The organism is Caballeronia sp. NK8 (assembly GCF_018408855.1).
GTDB lineage: Bacteria > Pseudomonadota > Gammaproteobacteria > Burkholderiales > Burkholderiaceae > Caballeronia.
The window spans coordinates 1,962,164-1,979,634 of sequence record NZ_AP024322.1 but is presented as its reverse complement, the minus strand read 5'-3'; the positions used below and the strand labels follow the sequence as shown (position 1 = coordinate 1,979,634).

Sequence of the window (17,471 nt, the reverse complement as noted above, 5' to 3'; positions counted from 1 at the left end):
CTGGCCGTTCGGCCAGCCCTCGGCCGCGCCCGACGCCGCCATCGGCACGGTCTTATAATGATCGGCCCGCCGCCAGAGTTTTCTCTGGCCCGCTTTTCTGCCGTCGCACTTTCCCTCATGCCCGACCTGCTCGCGAATCTGAACCCCGAACAACTCGCCGCCGTGACGCTGCCGAACGAGCCCGCGCTCATTCTCGCGGGCGCCGGCAGCGGCAAGACGCGCGTGCTCATCACGCGTATCGCGTGGCTGATCCAGCAGGGCTACGCGTCGCCGCCGACCGTGCTGGCCGTCACCTTCACGAACAAGGCCGCGCGCGAGATGATGGCGCGTCTCTCCGCGCTCCTGCCTATCGACACGCGCGGCATGTGGATCGGCACCTTTCACGGCCTGTGCAACCGCATGCTGCGCGCGCATTACCGCGACGCCGGCCTGCCGCAGACCTTCCAGATCCTCGATACGTCCGACCAGCTTTCGGCCATCAAGCGTCTGATGAAGGGCCTGAATGTCGACGACGAAAAGTATCCCGCCAAGAACCTGCAGTACTTCATCAACAACGCGAAGGAACAGGGCCTGCGTCCGAAGGACGTCGACGCCACCGATGCGTTCAACCGCAAGTTCGTCGAACTGTACGACGCGTACGACCAGCAGTGCCAGCGCGAAGGCGTCGTCGATTTTCCGGAACTGCTGCTGCGCTGTCATGAATTGCTCGCGCACAATCCGCCGCTGCGGGCGCATTATCAGGCGCGCTTTCGCAACATTCTCGTCGACGAGTTTCAGGACACCAACAAGCTGCAATACGCCTGGCTCAAGCTGCTCGCGGGCGAACACAACGCGATCTTCGCGGTCGGCGACGACGACCAGTCGATCTACGCGTTTCGCGGCGCGAACGTCGGCAACATGCACGATTTCGAGCGTGAATTCCGCGTGCGCAATCTCATCAAGCTGGAGCAGAACTACCGCTCGCACGGCCATATTCTCGACACGGCGAACTATCTGATCGCGAACAACTCGCGGCGGCTCGGCAAGAATCTGCGCACCGACGCGGGCCACGGCGAGCCGGTGCGCGTCTACGAGGCCGCGACGGATTCGCAGGAAGCGGGCTGGATCGTCGAGGAAATCAAGGCGCTCATCAATACGGGTCTGTCGCGCGGCGAAGTCGCGGTGCTTTATCGCAGCAACGCGCAGTCGCGGACCATCGAACATACGCTCGTGAACGCGGGCATTCCGTATCGCGTGTATGGCGGCCTGCGCTTCTTCGAGCGGCAGGAAGTGAAGCACGCGCTCGCGTATCTGCGCCTGATCGACAACCCGAACGACGACACCGCGTTCGCACGCGTCGTCAATTTCCCGACGCGCGGCATCGGTGCGCGGTCGATCGAGCAAGTGGCCGACGCCGCGCGTCTCTATAACTGTTCGATGGCGGCGGCCGTGCCGTACGTCACCGGCAAGGCGGGCTCGAGCCTCGGCGCGTTCGCGACGCTCATCGCGAAGATGCGCGCCGAAACGCAGCAGATGAGCCTGCCGGAGACGGTCGAATATGTGGTGCGCGCGAGCGGTCTCGCCGCGTTCTACGAAACCGAGCGCGAAGGCCAGGATCGTCTGGAGAACTTGCAGGAACTCGTGAACGCGGCTGCGGCGTTCGTCAGCGAGGAAGGCTACGGCCTCGATACGCCCGCGCGCTCGATCCCGCTGCGTCCGGGCGCGACCGCCGCGCCGGAAATCGCGGCGGTGAGCGAGGACGGCGAGATCGAAGTGCTCGACGCGCCCGGCATCGCCGACCCCGCGCAGAATCCCGACACCATGACGCCGCTCGCCGGGTTCCTGTCGCATGCATCGCTCGAAGCCGGCGACAACCAGGCGCAGGCCGGACAGGACGCCGTGCAACTGATGACCGTGCACGCGGCGAAGGGTCTCGAATTCACCGCCGTGTTCATCACCGGGCTGGAAGAGGGCCTGTTTCCGCACGAGAACAGCGCGCAGGAAACCGACGGGCTGGAGGAAGAGCGGCGGCTCGCCTATGTGGCGATCACGCGCGCGAAGGAGCGGCTCTATCTGTCGTTCGCGCAAAGCCGCATGCTGCACGGGCAGACGCGCTACAACATCCGCTCGCGCTTCTTCGACGAATTGCCCGAAGGCTCGCTCAAGTGGCTCACGCCGAAGGTCGAGGCGGGCGCGCGCTGGGGCGGACGCGCGGACAACGCCGGCTGGGGCCGCGACTGGTTCGCGCGGCCCGGACAGGAGCGCGGCGGTTCCTCGTCCTACGGCGGCGTTCAGGCGAGCGCGACGCTGCCCGCGTTCGCGAACGAGCAGCGCGCGGCGGAATCCGGCTTCAAGGTCGGCCAGGCCGTGTTCCATACGAAGTTCGGCGAAGGCACCGTGACCGCTCTCGAAGGCTCCGGCGGCGATGCGCGCGCGCAGGTGCGCTTCAAGCGCCACGGCGAGAAGTGGCTCGCGCTGGCGGTCGCGAAGCTGCAGGCTGTCGAATGACGCGGCTCGGCATCATGGCGGCGCTGCCGCAGGAACTGGGCGATCTCATCGCGCAGATGCGGGCGGCGGGCGAGGTTCGCACGGTTACGCTCGGGCGGCGCGAATACTACCTCGGCGACGCGCATGGCCGGCCGGCGGTCGTCACGCTGGCGCGCATCGGCAAGGTGGCGGCGGCCGCGACCGCCAGCGCGCTCATCCACGTGTTCGATGCCGATGCGATCGTCTTCACCGGCGTCGCGGGCGGCGTGCGCGCGGATGTGCAAGTCGGCGATGTCGTCATCGCCGATACCTTGATGCAGCACGATCTCGATGCGTCGCCGCTCTTTCCGCGCTACGAGGTGCCGCTGCTCGACCGCGCGAGTTTCGACGCCGACCGCGCGCTGTCCGACGCGCTCGCCGCCGCTGCCGATGCGTTCATCGCGCAGGAAGGCGGCGCGTTGGCGGAGCGTTTCGCTGTGACGGCGCCGCGCGTGCATCGCGGGATGATCGTGAGCGGCGATCGCTTCATCGCGAGCCACGACGAACTCTTCGCGTTGCGCGCCGCGCTGCCGGACGCGCTCGCGGTCGAAATGGAAGGCGCGGCCATCGCGCAGGTCTGCTACGAACACGACGTGCCGTGCGCGGTCGTTCGCACCATCTCCGATACGGCCGACGCCGCCGCTCCCGCGTCCTTCGCCGAATTCCTCACGTCCATTGCCGCGACTTACTCGTCGGGCATTTTGTCGCGCTTTCTGCGCGCCGCCGCCTGATTCATCCCTGAATCCCGCGCGGGCGGGGCTTTCCCGCAGTGCTAACCGGTGTCGAAAATCCCGCTTGTAGTTGAGAATGATTCTCAATACAATGACTCGCACGACGTTAAGCACGATTTGGGGCACAACGGGAGGCCCGACGACATGACCAACGATTTCACCGCCATCGGTACGGCGAGCGCGGAGCGCCCGGCGAGCGGGAAAGCTGCGCGGGGTGAGCGTTGCGCTATATCGGCGAACGCCGCGAAGGTGATCGAAACGACACGCCACGCCTGGAGCGAGGCGACCGCGCAGGCGCCGAAGGAGGCGACACGCCGTCCGCCACGCGCATCGCAACCGAAAAAACGCGTCGTGCCGCGGCGTTCCCGCTGGCCGTCGCTCGTCGCCGCGCTGAATTACTGGAGCCCGAAACCGCTGTGAATGCCGCCGATTCTTCTTCGAAAGCTGTGATGTCTTCCTCGCTCGCGCTTGACGAGCGCCTCTTCGACGTGAGCCGCTTTCCGCTCGTGCGCCTGCGTCCGCGCGCCGTGAAGCCCGGCTACGCGTTCGCGTGGAGCGCGCAGATGCGCCGCCTCGTGTCGCTTGCGACGCCGTTTGTGCTGGTGGCCGAACACGACGCAAACGAAACCGCCGACGACGCGCGTCTGCGCGCCGCTTGGCTGCGCACCCATCGCGCGATGCTCACCGCGTATTGCCGTGGGCTGATCGTGATCGAGCCGCGCATCGAGGCGCGTGCGACGACGCGCGAAACACTTCGTGCGCTGACCGAGGGCAGCGGCGTACGCACGGTCGTCGTGTCGAGCATGCGGGTGGCGGGCGAACTCGCGCCGGTGCTGCTGAAGCACACTACGTCGGATACGCGGCCCGCCGCGCGCACGCAAGCTGTCTGAGTAGGACCGATCAGGGCGCGCCCTGTCTAGCAGGGGCTTCGTGGCTGCTCTATCCTGTGGAGCCAAGCCACGCTGCTTTGCAGAGGACGACGCGCATGCCGACTTACCGAGAAGCGTACCGCCGGTCGATCGAAGAGCCTGAAGCGTTCTGGGCCGAGCAGGCCCGCCGCATTCACTGGCAGACGCCGTTCGATCAGGTGCTCGACCGCAGCAGGCCGCCGTTCGCGCGCTGGTTCGTCGGCGGCAGGACCAACCTGTGCCATAACGCGGTGGACCGGCATCTCGCCTCGCGCGCGCAACAGGACGCGCTCGTTTATGTATCGACGGAAACGGGCATCGAGCGCCGCTACACCTACGCCGAGCTGCATGCGGAAGTGAACCGCATGGCCGCCGTCATGCGTTCGCTGCATGTGAAGAAGGGCGACCGCGTGCTCATCTATCTGCCGATGATCCCCGAGGCGCTCTTCGCGATGCTCGCGTGCGCGCGCATCGGCGCGATTCATTCGGTCGTGTTCGGCGGCTTCGCGGCGCCGAACCTCGCGGCGCGCATCGATGACGCCGCGCCCGCGCTCATCGTCACCGCCGATGCGGGCGCGCGCGCGGGCAAGGTGATCGACTACACGCCGCTCGTCGACGAAGCGCTGTCGCGCGCCGAATACAAGGTGCCGCAAGTGCTGCTGATCGACCGGCAACTCGCGCCCGAACGTTTGCAGGCGAATTATCTCGTCGCGTACGAGCCACTGCGCGAGCAGTTTTTCGATGCTCACGTGCCCTGCGAATGGCTCGAATCGAACGAGCCTTCCTACATTCTCTATACCTCCGGCACGACAGGCAGGCCGAAGGGCGTGCAGCGCGACGTCGGCGGATATGCGGTGGCGCTGGCTGCATCGATGGAGCACATCTTTCAGGGCGCGCCGGGCGACACGATGTTCACCGCGTCGGATGTCGGCTGGGTCGTGGGGCACAGCTACATCATCTATGCGCCACTGATCGCGGGCCTGACGACCGTGATGTACGAAGGCACGCCGATTCGTCCCGATGGCGGCATCTGGTGGCGGCTCGTCGAGCAATACAAAATCAATCTGATGTTCACCGCGCCGACGGCGATCCGTGTGCTCAAGAAGCAGGACCCGGCGCTGATGGAGAAATACGATCTGTCGAGCCTGCGCACGCTGTTTCTCGCAGGCGAACCGCTCGACGAGCCGACCGCGCAGTGGATTCAGAGCGCGTTGAGAAAGCCCGTCATCGACAATTACTGGCAGACGGAAACCGGCTGGCCGATGATCGCGATTCCGCGCGGCATCGAGGAGTTGCCGTCGAAACTCGGCTCGCCGGGCGTGCCGTCGATGGGCTTCGATCTCAGACTGCGCAACGAGGCGACCGGCGACGAATGCACGCCGGGCGAGAAGGGCGTCGTCACGCTCGAGTATCCGTTGCCGCCGGGCTGCATGCAGACGGTCTGGGGCGATGACAGCCGCTTCGCCGATACGTACTGGAAGAGCGTGCCGAATCGCACGGTCTATTCGACATTCGACTGGGGCGTGCAGGATGAGGACGGCTATGTGTCGATTCTCGGTCGCACCGACGACGTGATCAATGTGGCGGGGCATCGGCTCGGGACGCGCGAGATCGAGGAAGCGTTGTCGGCACATCCGGCGGTGGCGGAGGTGGCGGTCGTCGGTATCGCGGATTCGGTGAAGGGACAGGCCGCGGTGGCGTTCGTGGTGCTAAGGGATGCGGACCGCATCAACGCGCCGGGCGCGCGCGAGGGGATGGTGGCGGAGTTGTGTCACGCAGTGGATTCGCAGCTCGGCGCGATCGCGCGGCCGGCCAGCGTGCACTTCGTGACGATGTTGCCGAAGACGCGTTCGGGGAAGCTGCTGCGACGGGCGATTGCCGCGCTGGCGGAAGGACGCGATCCGGGGGAACTGCCGACGATCGAGGATCCGAGTGCGTTGATGCAGGTGAGGGAGGCGTTGGGAGCGAAGTAGGGTTTCATGGCCTGATGTCGGGGAGACGGCGGTATCGCGGGTGCGATGCCGCCGTTTTTGCGTCTGGGCTTTGAATCATTGACGAATGAGTTTTGTCGGTGACATTGAGCAGAATGTGCGCGTGGATTGGCATTGATTGTTCGCAAGGAGTGGAGGAATTGATTTGCAGGCAAACATTTTGGCAGTAGCGGCCGGAATATGATCTGGATTCCAGATTAATATGAGGATCAATTCATGTCATATCGCTTCGCCGATGTCGCCGAGCTCGAAAACGAGACGATGGTCGGATCCCATCAGTGCGTCGATCTCGTCAAACATTATGCCGGCGCTCCGGCAACGTCGAAATGGCGAGAAGGAGAACGTGTTCTGGACGCCGTTCACATTCCGGTCGCTACCGCAATCGCAACGTTCGTCGACGGCAAATATCAAAGCCACGCGCACGGCAATCATGCGGCCTTGTTTCTGCGCCGCGAGGCGTGTTGCATCTGGGTCATGGATCAGTGGGCCAACGACAAAGACAAGCCAAAAATATCGTCGCGACCCATTCCTATGAGAGGAAAGCATAAGAATGGCGAATACGTGAATCCCAGCAACAATGCCGACGCCTTTTCGATCATTGAATGAGACGAGGGAGATGACTCAGTTGACCATCAGTCTGCAACGTATCGCGGCATGTCTTGCGTGCCTGTTGGCCCCTGCGCTGTGTTTGGCAATCGACATTCGCTGTCCCGCTCGCATCAACATGCAACCGGCCATCGTGACCAATGCGCCTGAAGACTGGCACGCGTCGCAGCGATTGACGCAACTGTCGAATGAGGGCGTGTCGATGTCCTTCGGGCCTCGCGAAGAACTTGGCGATTTAAGGCCGGACATCAGAATCATCAAGAAGAGCAAGACGTTTTCGTGGGACTTTGTCCCGGCCGATCACGTGAAGGGTATCTGGCTGTCGTGCGGATACGGAAATTCCATCGCACTCTCTCAGCGTTTGCCCGAGGGAATAACCCGGTGCAGTGCCGTTGAAGCGAGTTCCCAGGACAGGCGTTCCAGTTGGGTGACTTCATGTCGGTGAACAGACGCATATGACCGATCTTTTGCCGCGCACCATACGCATGGCGGTTTGCCTTTGCGTCCTGACTGCTCCATGTTTCGCATTGGCAGTCGAAATTCAATGTCCCGCTCGCATAGACATGGAACCGGTCGTCGTCAAGAACGTGCCAGAAGGCTGGCGACCGTCGCAAACGAATACGTCAGTCCCTGTCTGGGGCGTTGGAATAAATGTCGGACCGCCAGAAGAAGGCATGGTCCTTAAGCCGCAAATCTATAAGGTGAGAGGTCGCCAAACCTTCAACTGGCCGTTCATCCCGGCAGACAGCGAAAAGGGAATATGGCTTTCCTGCGTGAACGGAACCGTGCCGGTCGCGCTGGCGCAGGAACTGCCCAAGGGAATATCCAAGTGCATCGCGAAGGAGCCGATTCCCGAAGAAGGCTGGAAGGTCGTCACGGTTTGTCGCTGAACCGCCAGCCTTGAAACGAAAACGCCCGCCATGCTTTGATTGTCATGGCGGGCGGACGAGACGAGTGTGAAGCGATTACCCCTTCACCCCCACCTCATGCGTCTTCGGCAACAAAACCGCCAACACCCCCAGCAACGGCAGGAACGCACAAACCTTGTACACATAATCGATGCTGGTCGCATCGGCAACATGCCCGAGCACCGCTGCCCCGACGCCGCCCATCCCGAACGCGAAGCCGAAGAACAGTCCCGCGACCATTCCGACCTTGCCGGGAATCAGTTCCTGCGCATAGACCAGAATCGCCGAGAACGCCGAAGCCAGCACGAGCCCGATGATCACCGACAACACGCCCGTCCAGAACAGATTCACGTAAGGCATCAGCAGCGTGAACGGCGCGACGCCGAGAATCGACACCCAGATCACCGCCTTGCGCCCGACCTTGTCGCCGACCGGCCCGCCGATGATCGTGCCCGCCGCCACCGCCGCGAGAAACACGAACAGATGAATCTGCGCGGCCTGCACCGACAACCCGAACTTGCTGATCAGATAAAACGTGAAGTAACTCGTGATGCTCGCGAGATAGAAGTATTTCGAGAACACGAGCAGCACCAGCACGCTCATCGCCATCATGACCTTGTTGCGCGGGAGCGTCGCGTGCGCGACCTGCGCGCGGCCCTTCTTCGTCGCCGGATGACGCTTGTACCAGCGGCCGATGTTCGCCAGCACGAACATCGCGACGAGCGCCGCCGCCGAGAACCACGCGATGCTCTTCTGCCCGTGCGGAATCACGATCAGCGCGGCGAGCAGCGGCCCGAGCGACGAGCCCGCATTCCCGCCCACCTGAAACAGCGACTGCGCAAGACCATGCTTGCCGCCCGACGCCATGCGCGCGACCCGCGACGACTCCGGATGAAACACCGACGACCCGCAGCCGACCAGCGCCGCCGCGATCAGCAGCGTGCCGAAGTTGCCCGCGATCGACATCAGCAGGAGACCCGACAACGTGAAGCCCATGCCGACGGGAAGCGAATAAGGCTTCGGATGCTTGTCCGTGTACAACCCGACGAGCGGCTGCAATAGCGACGCGGTGATCTGATACGTCAGCGTGATCAGGCCGATCTGCCCGAACGAGAGCGCGAACTCGCTCTTGAACATCGGATAGATCGCGAGAATCAGCGACTGGATCATGTCGTTCAAAAGGTGCGAAAAGCTGATCGCGCCCAGAACGGAATAAACGGTGCGTTGCGCGCCCGTGCTCGCGGGATTCGCGGCGGAAGCGCCGGCAGATGCGCCGGAAGGCGACAAAGCGCCCTTGTCGATGCTCGTTTGCATAGTGATGTGCTGTTGAACGCGGAATTTGTCTCGGATTTCTGCTTTTTCAATCCGGCGATTTATGCGTGGACTGAATTTCTGACAAGTTTAGGCTGTCCTCGTTGCGTTGTCATGCCAAGGATCGTCGCGAATCGGACAGGATGCACATCCAATGGGCCATGATTTCGTCTGACACGACGATTTTTGGCCTGTTATAAAAAACGCGGTGAGGGAACGTCTGTTCGCTTCCCATTAAAAAGGCTCAAGAAAGCCTCAAATCCTGCCGTACTCCCGGTGGGAACCAGACCAGGGGCGCGCCGCACGACGGCAAAGTCCACAGATCAAATCGGGGATCGATCGATGAAACTGTTTTCGCTACGCGGCGCCAAGGACGCGGGTTTTGTGGCGCATGCCGAAGCCGCGTCGACTGAAGAACACGCGCGCGGGGGCGTAGCCAAGAAGCGCGCGCTGTCCGTGAAGGCATCGCTGAGACTGGCGTTCGGGCTCGTGCTCGCGGGGACGCTCGTCATCGGCGCGATTTCGCTCACGCAGATCAGCCGCCTGAACGGCGCGACCGAATCCATCTACACGCAGGGCTACGTCGCGAGCCGCGCGGCGGAGGAAACGCGCGGCTATCTGCTGCGCGCGAGCCGTTCGCAAAAAATGCTGCTCACCGCGACGACCGCGAAAGAGCGCGACGATCTCGGCGCGCAGGTCGAGCAGGCGCTTGCGGATATCGGCCGCGAGCAGGCGCAGCTCGCGCAGTACATCGATCACGCGGACCAGGACGCGCTCGCGCAGCAGAAGCGCTTCTCGACCGCGCTGGCAACATGGAGCGGCAACCTGCGCACCTTCGTGAAGCTCGTGAAGGAACAGCCGCTCGATCTCTCGCAGATGAACTGGCAAGTCGGCACGCAGGACGTGTCGCTGCTCGTCGAAACCGGCAAACTCGAAAAGATGGTCGACGATCTCGTCGCGCGTCGCGGCGCGGCCGCGAAGGCCACCATCGATTCCGCCGCGTTCATCTTCCAGTCGTCGTTCGTGATGGTGTCGGCGCTGACGCTCGCGTTGTTCGCGCTCGCGATCGTCGTGTCCGAGTGGGTCGTGCGGCGTCTCGCCGGACAGCTCGGCGGCGAGCCCGGCTATGCGAAGGACATCGCGCGCCGCATCGCGTCGGGCGATCTCGCGAACCGCATCAGTCTCAAGCGCCGCGACGACGCCAGCATGCTGCACGCGCTCGCCGAAATGCAGGCGGGCCTGTCGTCGACCGTCGGCGATATCGCGGCGAGCGCGGAGGCGATCGCATCGGCGTCGAGCGAGATTTCGACAGGCAATGTCGACCTGTCGCGCCGCACCGAAGAGCAGGCGGTCGCGCTCGAAAAAACCGCGGCCAGCATGGAGCAGCTCACGTCCACCGTGCGTCAGAACGCCGACAACGCGCAGCAGGCGAGCACGCTCGCCGCCAATGCGTCGGAAATCGCGGAGAAGGGCGGCGCGGTCGTCGGCCGCGTCGTCGAGACGATGCAGCGCATCGATGCGAGCGCGAAGAGCATCGGCGACATCATTGGCGTGATCGAAGGCATCGCGTTCCAGACGAACATTCTGGCGCTCAATGCGGCGGTCGAGGCGGCGCGCGCGGGCGAGCAGGGACGCGGCTTTGCGGTCGTCGCGGGCGAGGTGCGCAGTCTCGCACAGCGTTCGTCGGCGGCGGCGAAGGAGATCAAAGGCCTGATCGATACCTCGGTGTCGCGCGTGTCCGACGGCTCGACCTACGCGCAGGAAGCCGGCGCGACGATGGAGGAAGTCGTCAAGGCCGTGCGCCGCGTCACCGACATCATGGGCGAAATCTCGGCGGCATCGGCGGAGCAAAAGACCGGCATCGAGTCGATCGGCGACGCCGTCACGAAGATGGACGCGAACACGCAGCAGAACGCCGCGCTCGTCGAAGAGGCGGCGGCTGCCGCGCAATCGCTCGACGATCAGGCGCGCGCGCTGAAATCGCTGGTCGGGAAATTCCAGTTGGCCTGACGCGGGACATCGGGATAGAATCGCGGTCGGGCGCGGCAGGGCGCCCGGTCTCGCGAAAGTCTTACGCACCTGCCGCGCATTGCTTCATCTCCGGATCGAACCGCAACGTCGAACCTTTATAGCCGCAGCGAGAACGGCACGACAAAGGAACAACGTCATGTGGTCTACATCCTGTCCGATTTCTTCTTCCGTTTCCAATAGCGACTATCTGCGCGAACACGCGCGGCGCCTGCTTCGTCACGCCCGCGACGGCGACACGAGCGCGTCGATGCCCGTCCTGCGCCGTCTGCTCGCGGCGAAAATCACGCGCGCGCAACGTCTCGCCGACCTGCACGCGATCCGCGACGACCTGCAACTGAAGCATCTGCTTGCGATGCTCGCCGCCGAACTCGGCTACGCGAACTGGGACGCCTGCAAGTCCGATATCGATGCAAAGGCGAGCGCGATCATCGACCGTTACCGGCTCGACGCGGGCGCATTCAATGATTTCGAAAAGAACTGGTTTGCGAACGAGGCGGCAGCGCTCGACTGGCAGCGCGCTCACGGCGGCTATATCGTGCGATACGGCGAGCAGGCCGTGGCGATCTTGAAGCCGGAATAAGTGGGATTGCGCGCAAGAAGGAAGCCGGTCAGATCAGCTCGACTTCCTTCCAGTTCGCGCTAAGAAAAAAACGGCTCAGCTCCTTCGTGAGCTCGTTCAGCGCGCTCATCTCGGCCGCCGAGATCTTGCGCACGTGCTGCGGCGAGGTCCAGTCGCCGTAGATCAGCGCGACGGTCGAATCGTTCGATTTCACCGGCAGCAGCACGAACGCCTGCGCCTCGCCGAGCGTTTCCTTGTACCAGCGCGGCAAGCGTGCGTCGATGCGCGCGTCGTGCGCGTTCTCGATGAATATGCCGACCGGATTGGTGATCGCGAGATGAAACACGTCCGGGCGGAATTCGGCGGAGAAGCGCAGTTTCTCCAGCATCGGCTCGACGCCCGCGCCGAGGCCGAGACGCGCGTGAAACTCGTTGTTGGCCTGGCGCATGAAGATCACGGTGCGCGACAAGTGCAGACTGCCGAGAATCGATTCCGACGCGAGCGCAAGCGCCGGCGCGAGCGCATTCTTCGACGGCAACGCCCGCAGATCTTCCACGCTCGCGCCGATGCGCGCCTGCGCCGATACATTCGCGCGCGCCATGGCGTCGGCGTTCGCCTGGAGTTCGGAGATCTCGCGGATCACGCCCTCGCTCGATTCTTCGCTCGCGAGCGCGAGGCTCATCGACGCGAGCGTGTCCGCGTCGGTGTTGAGCGCGCCGCTGTAGCGATGGGCGATCTCGAACAGCATCGACTCGCGGCCGTCCGCTTCCATGTGCTGAGCGGTGAGCGCGTCGGCGACTTCGGTCGAATAGTTGGAGATGGCGCGCAGCCAGCGCACGTGCTTCGGCACGGTTTCGTCGACGGGCGCGTTCGGATCGGTCGCGCGCATGCCTTCGCGGATCGTCTCGGGCAGGCGCCAGCGATCCGCCGCCTCCAGGCCGATTTCATCGAAGGTGACGCCGAGCAGCGCCGCGCACGCGACGCTGTCCGGAATATTCTCCGACGCCGCCTTGCGACGCAGCTGATCCCATTCGTGCTCGAGATAGAACGCGACGAGCAGCTTGCCGATCTGCCGCATCAGCGTGCAGACGACCGCTTCCTCGGCGGAGCGCAGATCCTTGTGCTCGGTGAGCTGGCGCGCGACCGCGCCCGAGAGCAGGGTGCGGTTCAGTTCGAGTTTTGCATCGATGCGGCGCGGCGCGCTCTGATGGAAGTGATCGACCAGCTTCAGCCCGACCACGAGATGGCCGACCGCATCCATGCCGAGCACCATCAACGCGCGCGTGACGGTGGTGATGTTGCCGCCGAACGCGATGTACATCGCCGAATTGGCGAGACGCAGCACCTTGTGCGTGAGGCCGACATCCGACAGCACGACTTGCACGAGGGACGTGAAGTCGAGGTCGTCATCGCTCATCGCGGACACGGTCGTGCGCAGCGCCTGGGAGAGCATGGGGAAGTCCCCGCGCTCGCTCATGCGCGACCACAACTTGTCCAGTAGTTCGGCCTTGGTGCGTGCCATTGCTAAAAGTAGAAACCCTGCTCGTTACGCGACGGCTAACCCGAGGCGGTCCAGCAAATTCAATCCACCCCGCCAACGAAATGTACACGTTATTAGGGAGTTACGGCGCGTTCCTCGATCAGAACACGAACATAATACGAACACAAACCATCATCCGCTCATGTTGTCTCGTGCAGCACGAGCGAGTTCGACTGGAACGAGCGCGCCAGCTCGTCCGAAGGCAATGCGTGGCTGATGAGCCAGCCCTGAATGTGATCGCAGCCGAGATCGGCGAGCAAGTCGCGCTGTGCCTCGGTTTCGACGCCTTCAGCGACCAGCTCCAGCCCGAGCGACTGCGCGAGCCCGACGACCGCGCTCACGATCGCACGGTTGTTGCGGGACGTAATCAGGTTCTCGACAAAGCTGCGGTCGATCTTGAGCTTCGACAGCGGAAAACGTTGTAAATAAGCGAGGCTCGAATAGCCGGTGCCGAAATCGTCGACGGCGAAGCGGATGCCGATCGACGTCAGCGCTTCGAGCAGGCGCGTGGCTTCCTCCGGATCGTGCATCAGCAGGCTTTCGGTGATCTCGAACACGAGCCGCCGCGCGTCGATACCGGTCAGCGCGAGCGCTTCCTTGACCGCCGCGGTGAAGCGCTTGTCGCGGAACTGCTGCGGCGACACGTTGACCGAGATGTAATCGAGCCGGATGCCTATCGCGTCCCACTGCGTGATCTGCATGCACGCCGCCTTCAGCACCCAGTTGCCCAGATAGTTGATGAGGCCGATCGACTCCGCGAGCGGAATGAAGGTCGACGGCGGCACCAGACCGTGCACCGGATGGTTCCAGCGCATCAGCGCTTCCACGCCGACCACCGCGCCCGTGCGGATTTTCGTGATCGGCTGGAAGAACAGCGAGAACTCGCCGTTGCGCACGGCCTCATAGAGATCCGCTTCGAGCTTCAGACGCTCGGCGTCGGCGGGGTTGTCGTCGATGGTATGGAAGACGAGCGCGTTGCCGCCCGCTTCCTTCGCCTGCGCGAGCGCGTGATCGGCCATGCGCAGGAGGCTCGTCTGCGCGCCGCTCTTCGCGCTCTTGCCGGACTGGTCCGGATAGAGCGCGACGCCCACGCTCGCGGACAGATGCGTATGCTGCCCGCGATGCCGGTACGGCTGGGCGATCGCAGTCAGGAGCCGCCGCCCGAGACTCTCGGCGAGTTCCGGCGTGCTGCCGGCGGGCAGCAGCACCGCGAACTCGTCGCCGGCCACGCGCGCGACGCGCTCGCCGTGCCCCGCCGTGTGCTGGATGCGGCGCGCGGTTTCGCGCAGCAGTTCGTCGCCGGCGTCGTAGCCGAGCGCGCGGTTGATGCGCTGATAATCGTCGATGTCGAGCAGCACCAGCCCCGCGTGCGTGCGCGTGAGTTCGGCTTCGGCCTGCGCGGCGCCGATCGCGTCCTTGAGCGAGACGAGATTGTCGAGGCCGGTGAGCGCGTCGTGATTGAGCGTATGCGTGAGCGACGCTTCGCGCTCGCGCCAGTGCATCACGTCGAAGGCGGCGAGCGCGAAGCCGGGCGTGCCTCGCGCGGCGGTCGACACGAGCCGCAGCTCGACGCAGATCGGATAGGTCAGCGACTTCACGACGGTCAGCGTCGCCGATTCGAGCTTGCCGCTCGCGCGCGCCCGGGCGACGAGCGCGTGCAGTTCGTCGGCTTCCTCCGACGCCACGAGATCGTGCAGCGTCAGCATGCTCAGATAATCACGGTGATAGCCGATGAACTCGATGCTCGCATCGGATACATACTGAAAGCGCAGCGCGTCGTCGAGCTGGGCAAGAAAGTCGACCGCGCCGAGCATGGCTTCGGGCACACCGGCGCGAACGGGCGCTTGCGGCGCGGGCGCGTCGGGCGGAGTCGAGGGCGCGGAAGGCGCGTCGGCGGCGTCGGGACGCGCGTCGAGCGCGCGCTCTTGAGGCTCGCGTGCGGCGCGTCCCCATGCGCGCGCGAGCGCATCGAGCGCGATGCGCCACGGTGCGCGGCGGGAGACGTTGATCCGATTCGCTTGCATGGTCTCGTAGGGTTCTGACGGCGGCGCTCGCCGGGTCGGGCAAACGGCGGCGCGCGGAACTCGCTGCTTGCGGGCTCCGGCCGGGACGTGCCGAAACGGTCGCGGCACGCTCTATCAGGCGAGTTATCGGCGTATGGGGCGAATTCTTTAACCGGGCATCCGGGTTACAACGGATCCATCACAGGAATACCGTTGTCGAGGAATTGTCGATAGGAGATGCGTATGATGTCGGCTGGAGAATTCGGTTACAGTGGCGCGTTTTCAGCGGAACGGTCCACGCCTTTGCCGAACGATGCATTCGCCGCCCCTCGACCTTCCGATTCCGTCAGACTCGTTCGCCCCATGATCGAATCCATTACGTTGCCGGCCTGCGCCACAGCCAGGGCCCTAGAGCCGGCCTATATGCATCGCCAGGACGCGCCGCGGCGCGTCTCCGACCGGTTCCCGTCATGCCCGACTCGTCCATGAAGCGCGCGGCGCAGGCAAAGCGCGGACCGAGCGTCTACGTCGGGCGTCAGCCGATCCTCGACGGCGACGGCGCGCTCGTCGCCTACGAGCTGCTGTTTCGCGACAGCCCCGACAATCGCGCGCGCATCCACGACGACGTGCAGGCGACCGCGCATGTCGTCGCGCGCACGGTGGGAGAGATCGGCGTGCCGGCCGTGCTCGGGCCGCATCCGGGCTACGTGAACATGAGCCGCGAGCTCCTGTTCGACGATATCGTTCACATCATGCAGCCCGAGCGTTTCGTGCTGGAGCTGCTGGAGAACATCACCTTCGACGAGGCGCTTTTCAAACGCTGCGCGCAGCTGCGCAACGCGGGCTTTCGCTTCGCGCTCGACGACGTCGTGCGCCTCGATGATGCGCTGCTCGCAGCGCTCCCCTCGGTGGACATCGTCAAGATCGACTTTCTCGCGGCGGACCACGATCATCTGCCGGCGCTCGCGGCGGCGGTGAAGCGGCGCGGCAAGCTGCTCGTGGCCGAAAAAGTCGAAACCACCGCCGATTTTGCCAAGGCGAAGGACCTCGGCTTCGATCTTTTTCAGGGCTATTTCTTCGCGCGGCCGCAGGTGCTGTCGGCGCGGCGCGCGAGTCCGGCGCGCGGCTCGCTGCTGCGCCTGATGGCCGTGCTGGCCGGCGAACCGGGCATGCGCGAGCTGGAGGCGGAGCTCAAGCGCAATCCGGATATCGTCGTGCAGCTGATGCGCCTCGCCAATTCGAGCGCGCAGACGCGCGGTCGGCGCGTATCGTCGCTGCGCGAGGCGATCGCGGCGACCGGCACGCGCCAGTTGATGCGCTGGGCGCAACTGCTGCTCTACGCGGACGGCAGCGGCCTGCCGTGGCGTTCGGACCCGCTGCTGCAGCTAGTCGGTACGCGCGCGCGCTTTCTGGAGCTTGCGGCCGAAACGCTGCGTCCGGCCGACGAAGCCTTCTCCGATGCCGCGTTCATGACCGGCATCTTCTCGCTCGTGCATGTCGTGCTCGACATGCAGCCGGCGGAAATTCTCGATAAGCTGCATCTGACGGCGGAAATCCGCGCGGCGATCCTCACGGGCGACGGGCCGCTCGGCGCGCTGCTCGGCATCGCGCGGGCGGCGGAGCGGGGCGATGCGCCGGCCATCGACGCGAGCCGTCACGCGCAGCCGTCGCTCGACGTGCTGACGCCCGCCGTGCTGGCGAAATTGCAGTTCGAAGCGGCGGCGTGGTTCGCCCAGCATCGCATGGATCAGGGCGTGGACGACGCGCATTGAACGGAGTCATCGAAAAGGAGCGGGCATGAAGAGCAGGATTTCGAGCTTTACGGCGGGTGGCGTGCTGGCGATCGCGGCGGCGATCCTTCCGCTCACGGCGGGCGCGACGCTCAAGCCCGGCGATGCCGCGCCCGAGTTCACCGCGCAGGCGTCGCTCGGCGGCAACGTGTACGACTACTCGCTCGCGGATGCGTTGAAGAAAGGCCCCGTGGTCCTGTACTTCTATCCGGCGGCGTTCACGAAGGGCTGCACGATCGAGGCGCACGAATTCGCCGAAGCGGTCGATCAGTACAAGGCCGAGGGCGCGACGGTCATCGGTGTGTCGCACGACAACATCGATACGCTGAAGAAGTTCTCCGTGAGCGAGTGCCGCAGCAAGTTCCCGGTCGCGGCGGATCAGGACTCGAAGATCATCCGTTCCTACGACGCCTCCATGCCGATGAAGAGCACGATGGCCAATCGCGTGTCCTACGTGATCGCGCCGGACGGCAAGGTCATCTACGAGTACACGAGTCTGTCGCCGGACCAGCACGTCGCGAACACGCTGCAGGCGCTGCGCGACTGGAACGCGAAGCACAAGGCGCAGTGATGCGCGCTTCTTCGATC

15 protein-coding genes are annotated in these 17,471 nt (G+C 64.5%); 12 read left to right on the top strand and 3 right to left on the bottom strand.

The genetic code is table 11. The features are described 5' to 3' along the window. Positions 1-117: 117 nt before the first annotated feature. The 8 genes from NK8_RS09455 (at position 118) to NK8_RS09420 (ending at position 7,631) form a co-directional block, all read left to right on the top strand. Positions 118-2,487 (top strand): UvrD-helicase domain-containing protein, encoded by a 2,370-nt coding sequence (locus tag NK8_RS09455; protein ID WP_162065971.1) that lies wholly within the window; start codon positions 118-120, stop codon positions 2,485-2,487. After that, a complete protein-coding gene (locus NK8_RS09450) occupies positions 2,484-3,236 on the top strand; it encodes a 5'-methylthioadenosine/adenosylhomocysteine nucleosidase (RefSeq protein WP_213226159.1) in 753 nt (250 codons plus the stop codon). Before NK8_RS09455 ends, NK8_RS09450 begins: the two co-directional genes overlap by 4 nt. A gap of 144 nt (positions 3,237-3,380) precedes the next feature. Continuing rightward, entirely contained in the window at positions 3,381-3,656 is a 276-nt protein-coding gene (locus tag NK8_RS09445; protein WP_213226158.1) for a hypothetical protein, read from the top strand. A 29-nt stretch (positions 3,657-3,685) separates the two neighbouring features. Next, positions 3,686-4,126 carry a hypothetical protein gene (locus NK8_RS09440; RefSeq protein ID WP_225936155.1) on the top strand — a complete coding sequence of 147 codons (441 nt, stop codon included), beginning with the start codon at positions 3,686-3,688 and terminating at the stop codon, positions 4,124-4,126. A 77-nt stretch (positions 4,127-4,203) separates the two neighbouring features. Continuing rightward, on the top strand, positions 4,204-6,117 hold the full coding sequence (locus NK8_RS09435; protein ID WP_301549856.1) for a propionate--CoA ligase: 1,914 nt from the start codon (positions 4,204-4,206) through the stop codon (positions 6,115-6,117). A gap of 234 nt (positions 6,118-6,351) precedes the next feature. Further along, on the top strand, positions 6,352-6,741 hold the full coding sequence (locus tag NK8_RS09430) for a BPSL0067 family protein (RefSeq protein ID WP_213226155.1): 390 nt from the start codon (positions 6,352-6,354) through the stop codon (positions 6,739-6,741). A 10-nt stretch (positions 6,742-6,751) separates the two neighbouring features. Further along, positions 6,752-7,186 carry an STY0301 family protein gene (locus NK8_RS09425; RefSeq protein WP_213226154.1) on the top strand — a complete coding sequence of 145 codons (435 nt, stop codon included), beginning with the start codon at positions 6,752-6,754 and terminating at the stop codon, positions 7,184-7,186. Between the two features lie 10 nt (positions 7,187-7,196). Further along, positions 7,197-7,631 (top strand): STY0301 family protein, encoded by a 435-nt coding sequence (locus NK8_RS09420; RefSeq protein ID WP_213226153.1) that lies wholly within the window; start codon positions 7,197-7,199, stop codon positions 7,629-7,631. A 75-nt stretch (positions 7,632-7,706) separates the two neighbouring features. On the opposite strand, the gene NK8_RS09415 is transcribed toward NK8_RS09420, so the two are convergent. Further along, positions 7,707-8,963 carry an MFS transporter gene (locus NK8_RS09415; RefSeq protein ID WP_213226152.1) on the bottom strand — a complete coding sequence of 419 codons (1,257 nt, stop codon included), beginning with the start codon at positions 8,961-8,963 and terminating at the stop codon, positions 7,707-7,709. A gap of 339 nt (positions 8,964-9,302) precedes the next feature. On the opposite strand from NK8_RS09415, the gene NK8_RS09410 reads away from it, so the two are divergent. After that, positions 9,303-10,970, top strand: a complete 1,668-nt coding sequence (locus NK8_RS09410; RefSeq protein ID WP_213226151.1) for a methyl-accepting chemotaxis protein — start codon at positions 9,303-9,305, stop codon at positions 10,968-10,970. A 157-nt stretch (positions 10,971-11,127) separates the two neighbouring features. After that, positions 11,128-11,571, top strand: a complete 444-nt coding sequence (locus NK8_RS09405) for a hypothetical protein (protein WP_213226150.1) — start codon at positions 11,128-11,130, stop codon at positions 11,569-11,571. 28 nt (positions 11,572-11,599) lie between these two features. Here the strand turns inward: NK8_RS09405 and NK8_RS09400 are convergent, their stop codons facing one another. Then, positions 11,600-13,072 (bottom strand): HDOD domain-containing protein, encoded by a 1,473-nt coding sequence (locus NK8_RS09400; protein ID WP_162065963.1) that lies wholly within the window; start codon positions 13,070-13,072, stop codon positions 11,600-11,602. 158 nt (positions 13,073-13,230) lie between these two features. Beyond that, the gene (locus NK8_RS09395) at positions 13,231-15,114 is read right to left on the bottom strand and encodes a bifunctional diguanylate cyclase/phosphodiesterase (protein ID WP_162065962.1); all 1,884 of its coding nucleotides are present in this window, start codon (positions 15,112-15,114) and stop codon (positions 13,231-13,233) included. A gap of 449 nt (positions 15,115-15,563) precedes the next feature. On the opposite strand from NK8_RS09395, the gene NK8_RS09390 reads away from it, so the two are divergent. Beyond that, complete coding sequence (locus NK8_RS09390; RefSeq protein WP_213226149.1) at positions 15,564-16,865, top strand: EAL and HDOD domain-containing protein; 1,302 nt, start codon at positions 15,564-15,566, stop codon at positions 16,863-16,865. A 25-nt stretch (positions 16,866-16,890) separates the two neighbouring features. Continuing rightward, on the top strand, positions 16,891-17,454 hold the full coding sequence (locus tag NK8_RS09385; protein WP_162065960.1) for a peroxiredoxin: 564 nt from the start codon (positions 16,891-16,893) through the stop codon (positions 17,452-17,454). Positions 17,455-17,471: the final 17 nt, after the last annotated feature.

Coding starts and splice junctions, on each gene's coding strand:
- NK8_RS09455 (WP_162065971.1), top strand. CDS start 118: ATGCCCGACCTGCTCGCGAATCTGAACCCCGAACAACTCGCCGCCGTG.
- NK8_RS09450 (WP_213226159.1), top strand. CDS start 2,484: ATGACGCGGCTCGGCATCATGGCGGCGCTGCCGCAGGAACTGGGCGAT.
- NK8_RS09445 (WP_213226158.1), top strand. CDS start 3,381: ATGACCAACGATTTCACCGCCATCGGTACGGCGAGCGCGGAGCGCCCG.
- NK8_RS09440 (WP_225936155.1), top strand. CDS start 3,686: ATGTCTTCCTCGCTCGCGCTTGACGAGCGCCTCTTCGACGTGAGCCGC.
- NK8_RS09430 (WP_213226155.1), top strand. CDS start 6,352: ATGTCATATCGCTTCGCCGATGTCGCCGAGCTCGAAAACGAGACGATG.
- NK8_RS09425 (WP_213226154.1), top strand. CDS start 6,752: ATGACTCAGTTGACCATCAGTCTGCAACGTATCGCGGCATGTCTTGCG.
- NK8_RS09420 (WP_213226153.1), top strand. CDS start 7,197: ATGACCGATCTTTTGCCGCGCACCATACGCATGGCGGTTTGCCTTTGC.
- NK8_RS09415 (WP_213226152.1), bottom strand. CDS start 8,963: ATGCAAACGAGCATCGACAAGGGCGCTTTGTCGCCTTCCGGCGCATCT.
- NK8_RS09410 (WP_213226151.1), top strand. CDS start 9,303: ATGAAACTGTTTTCGCTACGCGGCGCCAAGGACGCGGGTTTTGTGGCG.
- NK8_RS09405 (WP_213226150.1), top strand. CDS start 11,128: ATGTGGTCTACATCCTGTCCGATTTCTTCTTCCGTTTCCAATAGCGAC.
- NK8_RS09400 (WP_162065963.1), bottom strand. CDS start 13,072: ATGGCACGCACCAAGGCCGAACTACTGGACAAGTTGTGGTCGCGCATG.
- NK8_RS09395 (WP_162065962.1), bottom strand. CDS start 15,114: ATGCAAGCGAATCGGATCAACGTCTCCCGCCGCGCACCGTGGCGCATC.
- NK8_RS09390 (WP_213226149.1), top strand. CDS start 15,564: ATGCCCGACTCGTCCATGAAGCGCGCGGCGCAGGCAAAGCGCGGACCG.
- NK8_RS09385 (WP_162065960.1), top strand. CDS start 16,891: ATGAAGAGCAGGATTTCGAGCTTTACGGCGGGTGGCGTGCTGGCGATC.